Annotated in this window: 4 protein-coding genes and 1 pseudogene; 4 read left to right on the top strand and 1 reads right to left on the bottom strand. The window is 42.9% G+C overall.

The genetic code is table 11. From position 1 onward, the window contains the following. Positions 1-181: 181 nt before the first annotated feature. Positions 182-616: pseudogene (locus tag HHO47_RS18480) on the top strand (outer membrane protein); the annotation flags it as partial. Between the two features lie 13 nt (positions 617-629). Here the strand turns inward: HHO47_RS18480 and HHO47_RS19690 are convergent. After that, the gene (locus tag HHO47_RS19690) at positions 630-1,523 is read right to left on the bottom strand and encodes an EamA family transporter (protein WP_169021626.1); all 894 of its coding nucleotides are present in this window, start codon (positions 1,521-1,523) and stop codon (positions 630-632) included. 167 nt (positions 1,524-1,690) lie between these two features. Between HHO47_RS19690 and HHO47_RS18470 the strand changes: the two genes are divergently transcribed. From HHO47_RS18470 to metH, 3 genes are read left to right on the top strand one after another with little or no spacing between them, the layout of a single operon-like run. Further along, the gene (locus HHO47_RS18470) at positions 1,691-2,638 is read left to right on the top strand and encodes a homoserine O-succinyltransferase (RefSeq protein ID WP_169021625.1); all 948 of its coding nucleotides are present in this window, start codon (positions 1,691-1,693) and stop codon (positions 2,636-2,638) included. Then, positions 2,628-3,695 carry a homocysteine S-methyltransferase family protein gene (locus HHO47_RS18465; protein ID WP_169021624.1) on the top strand — a complete coding sequence of 356 codons (1,068 nt, stop codon included), beginning with the start codon at positions 2,628-2,630 and terminating at the stop codon, positions 3,693-3,695. Before HHO47_RS18470 ends, HHO47_RS18465 begins: the two co-directional genes overlap by 11 nt. Positions 3,696-3,705: 10 nt before the next feature. Next, positions 3,706-6,336: a methionine synthase gene (gene metH, locus HHO47_RS18460; protein WP_169021623.1), complete on the top strand. Its 2,631-nt coding sequence runs from the start codon at positions 3,706-3,708 to the stop codon at positions 6,334-6,336. The last annotated feature ends 425 nt before the right edge of the window (positions 6,337-6,761 follow it).

Here is a 6,761-nt window from a genome sequence, read left to right as displayed (position 1 = left end):
CATTATATATTTACCAGACAAAATTCCTATCGTTGCCAATTTGGAAGCGCGCAATCAAACCATCATTGATTGTTTGGGTAAACAGTATCAGAAAATTTATTCTTAAAGTGGGTGCGGAAGATCGGTTAGTAGCCAAACATTAAAGCTAGATAATGAAAATAAGCTTTATAACAGTGGGGAATTCAAATCTAAAGTTCTTACTCCTTTTATTGGGTATCAATTTAACCAATATGTAGCCGTAGAGACAAGGTTCGGGTTTGGTAAAGGTGATGATAGCGAAGTTATTGCATCACAACCAATTACTATCACAGATGAGTATGAGCTAGATAATCAACAAGGACTGCTGTTAAAGCTTCAGTACCCTATGACACAAAGCTTCTCTTTATTTGCTACTGCGGGTTATTTTAATAGTAAGTTTAAAGTGCGCTCGAAATATGAGCAAAATAATTCTGCACAATATACTGCAGGGGATTATAGAGAAAATGGCGCATCATTTGGTTTTGGTGCCTCATATGCACTTAATCAAAATTGGCAATTGTCTGGCGAGTTTCAGTACTTCGACCAGGGCGATGATAAAAGTGAAGCGTTAACAGCTGCAATTAGCTATCGCTTTTGATAACCGATAACTGTTAATTTGTTAGCAATACACCGACTCCCATTAATGCTAGCAAGCCGCCAGCTAGCATTTTATTGGTAACGGGCTCGCGCTTTATAAAACCAATGCTCATTACAATTAATGGCGCGGTTGCGAAAATCGTTTGTGCAATGGCTGGATCGGTATATTTAACTGCGCCAAGTTGAAGCCATAAACCAAGGAAAGTGCCTAAAAACACAGCCGAAAAAAACCATTGTTTGCCGCTAATTCCCCTTAGAGTTAGTGCTTGTTTAAATTCACTGCTTTTAAACACTGCAACAACTAAGGCCACAGTCATCGTACCGGCTGCTAATCTAATTAATGCCGCCCATAAGCTACTCATATGCTCATTATTGAGTGCGCCTTTAGACATCACCATACCGAGCGCTTGGCAGATAGCAGCTGCAAGGGCACATAAAACACCTTTGCGATAATGTTGATGATCAACCTGTGGCAATGTTTTTTCAGGCTTGATTGCTATTACTACGCCAATGGTTGTAAGTACAATACCGCACCATGCAAATGGCGATAAATAATGATTTAATAGCAGGATATTAAAAACCCCCACAAGGGCTGGAGCAAGGGACTCAATAACTAACGTGCGAGCAGGGCCAATATTTCGCAGCGCAGTAAAATAGGCGCTATCGCCAATCGCAATCACCCCGCCAGCAATTAGCCAAAGCCAGCTTGTCAGATGATGTGGTAGTGCAGCGTCTTGAGTAATCGCAATAGTAGCTAACATCATGGCACTTGCTAACACGCCTTTACTGATGTTTAGCTGCATAGGCGTTAAGTGATGGCTAAAACCTTTATATAAAATGGTCGAAAGCACCCAAACAATAGCTGCTAATATAGCAAAAAGTTCTCCAAAGCCTAGCCAATCAATCACGTTTACCACCTTAAAATAAAATCAACAGGCGCATTATGGCGAGCGGTTTTTAGAATGCAAAAGAATAGCTAAAACAAATTCATTTGGACATCTATACATCTAGAGGTTGAAATTTACTGCTAACCGTTCATAATTAGCCATTGGTTAATGATGCGTGGAGTGAATGAATGCCTATTACAGTGAAAGATGAATTGCCCGCAATTGCGAAGTTACGTCAAGAAAACGTATTTGTAATGCCAAAAACCCGTGCGAAAACGCAAGAAATTCGGCCGATGCGCTTGGCGATTTTAAACTTAATGCCTAATAAGGTTGAAACCGAGGTGCAGTTTATTCGCTTATTGGCAAATTCCCCTTTGCAAGTAAATGTTGAGCTTTTACGGTTAGATACACACCGTAGTAGCAGTAACTCAGAGCAGCATTTAGACACCTTTTACCGCTATTTTTCAGAAGTGAAAGACAACAACTACGATGCCATGTTAGTAACTGGCGCACCGCTTGCGCATTTAGAATACGACGACGTTGCTTACTGGGATGAACTTAAAGTAATTCTCGATTGGGCGGAGCAGCATGTAACCTCAACGCTATTTTCGTGTTGGGCGGCCCATGCGGGTTTATTCCATCATTATGGTTTAAAGCGCGAGTTAAAACCTAATAAGCTTAGCGGCGTGTTTACTCATCATTGTTATTTTGAGCACGCCGCGCTTACACGTGGTTTTGATGACACCTTTGTGGTGCCACATTCGCGCTTTGGTCATATTAATATCGAAAAAATTAATGCCTGTGAAGATTTAGTGGTGCTGGCAGGTTCTAAGCAAGTGGGCGCTTACTTAATAAAAAATAAATCTGGCAGCCAAGTATATATTACCGGGCACCCTGAGTATGATGCCGACACTTTAAAAGGTGAGTATCAACGTGACCTTGCAAAAGAGCCTGACGCGGTAATCCCCGAGAACTACTTTCCCGATAACAATCCAGATAACGAGCCGTCGAAAACCTGGCAAAGCCATGCCTTTTTGCTTTTTTCGAATTGGTTAAATTATTATGTGTATCAAACCACACCTTATGATATTAATCTCGTTAGCCAAGCCGTAAGGACTAACAACTATGCCGAATAATGTAGAAAACAAAAGTGCCGAGTTAATCGAAGCGTTAAAACAGCGAATTTTAATTCTCGACGGCGCTATGGGCACCATGATCCAAGAGCATAAATTAGAAGAAGAAGATTACCGTGGTGAACGTTTTAAAGACTGGCATGTATTAATTAAAGGCAATAACGACTTGTTAAGCCTGACTCAGCCTAAAATAATTGCTGATATTCACCGTGGCTTTTTGAATGCGGGTGCCGATATTATCGAAACTAACACCTTTAACTCGACCACTATCTCTATGGAAGATTACGACATGGCAAGCATCAGCCGTGAAGTAAACTTAGAGTCTGCCAAGTTAGCACGCAGTATCTGTGATGAATTTACCGCTAAAAACCCTGAAAAACCACGTTATGTTGCAGGCGTGCTTGGGCCAACCTCAAAAACGTGCTCAATCTCGCCTGATGTAAATGACCCAGGTTATCGTAATGTCACGTTTGATAAATTAGTCACCGCCTATGTTGAATCAACCCTTGCGTTAATGGAGGGTGGCGCTGATTTAATTTTGATTGAGACTATTTTTGATACCTTAAATGCCAAAGCGGCGTCGTTCGCTGTTGAAGAAGCGTTTGAGCAGGCAGGGCGTAAGTTACCAGTAATGATCTCAGGCACTATAACTGATGCATCAGGGCGCACACTTTCAGGGCAAACCACCGAAGCGTTTTATAATTCAATCCGCCATATTAAGCCTATTTCAATTGGTTTAAATTGCGCTCTTGGCCCAGACTTATTACGCCAATATGTGGAAGAATTATCACGGGTTTGCGAAACTTTTGTCTCTGTTCACCCTAACGCAGGCTTACCTAATGAGTTTGGTGAATACGACTTAGAAGCACCTGAAATGGCTGTTGAGATCATTGATTGGGGCAAATCGGGTTTTATAAATATTGTTGGCGGTTGCTGCGGCACCACACCTGCTCATATTAGAGCATTTGCCAAGGGCCTTGAAGCGGTTAAGCCTCGTCAACTACCTGAGCTTGAAGTGCGTATGCGCTTATCTGGCCTTGAAGCGTGTAATTTAAACTAAGGTAGCCGAGATGACACAACAAATAGCAGTATTTACTAACGTCGGCGAGCGTACCAATGTAACCGGCTCAGCCATGTTCAAGCGTTTGATCATGGAAGAAGATTATGAAACCGCCCTTAATGTTGCCCGTGAACAAGTTGAAAACGGCGCACAGGTTATTGATATCAACATGGATGAAGCCATGCTGGACTCAAAAGCCGCCATGGTGAAATTTTTAAACTTAATTGCCTCAGAGCCTGATATTTCGAAAGTACCCATCATGGTTGATTCCTCTAAATGGGACGTGATTGAAGCGGGCTTAAAGTGTATTCAAGGCAAGGCGATTGTTAACTCAATCTCACTAAAAGAAGGCGAAGAGCCATTTATTCGCCAAGCTAAAACCATCAAACGTTTTGGTGCTGCTGCTGTGGTTATGGCGTTTGATACCGATGGCCAAGCCGACACCGCAGATCGCAAGTATGAAATTTGCGAGCGCAGCTACCGAATTTTAGTCGACGAAATAGGCTTTCCGCCAGAAGACATTATTTTTGACCCGAATATCTTTGCGGTTGCCACCGGTATTGAAGAGCACGACAATTACGCTGTTGAATTTATTGAAGGCACGCGTCGTATCAAGCAAAACTTACCCCATTGTAAAGTGTCGGGTGGGGTATCAAACGTATCGTTCTCGTTCCGTGGTAATAACCCAGTGCGTGAAGCAATTCACTCGGTGTTTTTGTACCATGCCATAAAAGCAGGCATGGATATGGGTATAGTCAACGCAGGGCAATTAGCTGTTTATGACGATATTCCAGAAGAGCTACGTAAAGCCGTTGAAGACGTTATCTTAAATACCGACTCAGGTGCGGGTGAGCGCTTAGTAGAGCTTGCGCCTAAGTTTTCAGGTATGGCACAAGCCGAACGTATTGAAGATTTAGAATGGCGTACGTGGCCTGTTGAAAAACGCCTTGAACATGCGCTTGTAAAAGGTATTACCGAATACATCGACGAAGACACCGAAGAATGCCGCGCGGGTGCAGATAAACCAATTCACGTTATTGAAGGGCCATTAATGGATGGCATGAACGTGGTAGGTGACTTATTTGGCGCAGGTAAAATGTTTTTACCCCAAGTGGTTAAATCAGCGCGAGTGATGAAGCGCGCAGTGGCCTACCTAGATCCTTACATTGAAGCCGAAAAAGAAGAAGGCTCTACCAACGGTAAAGTAGTGATGGCTACCGTTAAAGGGGATGTGCACGACATAGGTAAAAACATTGTTGGTGTGGTACTGCAATGTAATAACTATGAAGTGATTGATTTAGGTGTAATGGTGCCAGCAGATAAAATACTGCAAACGGCGATTGATGAAAAAGCCGATATTATTGGTTTATCAGGCCTTATTACGCCATCGCTTGATGAAATGGTACATGTTGCCAAGGAAATGAAGCGCCGTGGCTTTGAATTACCACTAATGATAGGCGGGGCAACGACGTCAAAAGCGCATACAGCGGTAAAAATAGAGCCGCAATATGACAAAGGCGTGGTGTATGTAAGTAACGCCAGCCGCGCTGTAGGCGTGGTTTCTAACTTATTGTCGAAAGAGCATAAAGCTGAATTTTTAGCAAAAACCAGCGCTGAATATGTGAAAGTGCGTGAGCAGCAAGCCCGTAAAAAACCACGTTCAAAACCGGTGACTATTCAACGAGCTCGCGACAACGCCGTCCAGCTTGATTGGGATAACTACACCCCACCGGTGCCAAAAAAGCTAGGTATCACTGAGTTTAAAGATGTATCAATCGCAACTTTACGTAAATACATAGACTGGACGCCGTACTTTATGACGTGGTCAATCGCGGGTAAATACCCACGCATAATGACCGATGAAGTCGTCGGCGAGCAAGCACAAAGCTTATTCAAAGACGCCAACGACATGCTTGACGACCTTGAAAAATCAGGCAGCTTGCAACCACTTGGTGTAATTGGTTTATTTCCAGCTAATCGTGTGGGTGACGACATTGAAATATACACCGACGAAACTCGCTCTGAACTATTAACCACGTCGTGCCATTTACGGCAGCAAACCGAAAAAACCGACTTTGCAAATTATTGTTTAGCCGATTACATCGCGCCAAAAGGCACGCCTGATTACTTTGGTGCGTTTGCGGTTACTGGTGGCCTTGAAGAGGACGACCTTGCTGATGCCTTTGACGCCAAGCAAGATGACTATAATAAAATTATGGTTAAAGCGGTGGCTGATCGCTTAGCAGAAGCATTTGCCGAGTACTTACATGAGCAAGTACGTAAAGAGTATTGGGGGTTTGCACCGGATGAAAACTTATCGAACGATGAGCTTATTCGCGAAAACTACCAAGGTATTCGCCCAGCTCCAGGTTACCCTGCGTGCCCTGAACATACTGAGAAAAAGAAAATCTGGCAGTTACTTGATACTGAACAACGCATCGGTATGCAGCTCACCAGCTCATACGCCATGTGGCCAGGCGCTGCAGTTTCGGGTTGGTACTTCTCTCACCCAGAGGCTAAATACTACGCCGTAGCGGCAGTGCAAAAGGATCAGGTTGAGGATTACGCTAAACGTACCAACATGACGCTGGCAGAAGCCGAACGCTGGCTATCGCCTAATTTGGGGTATGAGCCGGAATAGGGTTGCTTTAAGCGGTAAGTGATAAGTAAAAACGAGTCAAATTAGGCTCGTTTTTTTACGTTTAAAATGATTAGGCAAATTACAGTAACTAACTCATTTTTATAAATTACGATACTTTGTAGTCTCGTTTATTTTCGAATTCTCTGTACTTTTGGGCTACTTTTTCTTCAGTATAATCACCATCAACTATGTTTGAACCACGTTGATTAGCTACTTGAGCTCCATTTAAACCTTCAATGCTATTGATTAACCGAGCTGTTGTATCACGGCCAGAAGCAGCGTCAATAAATAGTGCTAAATCCGATCTTCCGCACCCACTTTAAGAATAAATTTTCTGATACTGTTCACCTAAACAATCAATGATGGTTTGATTGCGCGCTTCCAAATTGGCAACGATAGGAATTTTGTCTGGTAAATATATAATG

Source organism: Pseudoalteromonas arctica, assembly GCF_012927645.1.
In the GTDB taxonomy this organism is placed as follows: Bacteria; Pseudomonadota; Gammaproteobacteria; order Enterobacterales; family Alteromonadaceae; genus Pseudoalteromonas; species Pseudoalteromonas arctica_A.
The sequence above is the reverse complement of the archived record's forward strand: the minus strand, read 5'-3'. Positions and strand labels throughout refer to the sequence as shown.

Coding starts and splice junctions, on each gene's coding strand:
- HHO47_RS18470 (WP_169021625.1), top strand. CDS start 1,691: ATGCCTATTACAGTGAAAGATGAATTGCCCGCAATTGCGAAGTTACGT.
- HHO47_RS18465 (WP_169021624.1), top strand. CDS start 2,628: ATGCCGAATAATGTAGAAAACAAAAGTGCCGAGTTAATCGAAGCGTTA.
- metH (WP_169021623.1), top strand. CDS start 3,706: ATGACACAACAAATAGCAGTATTTACTAACGTCGGCGAGCGTACCAAT.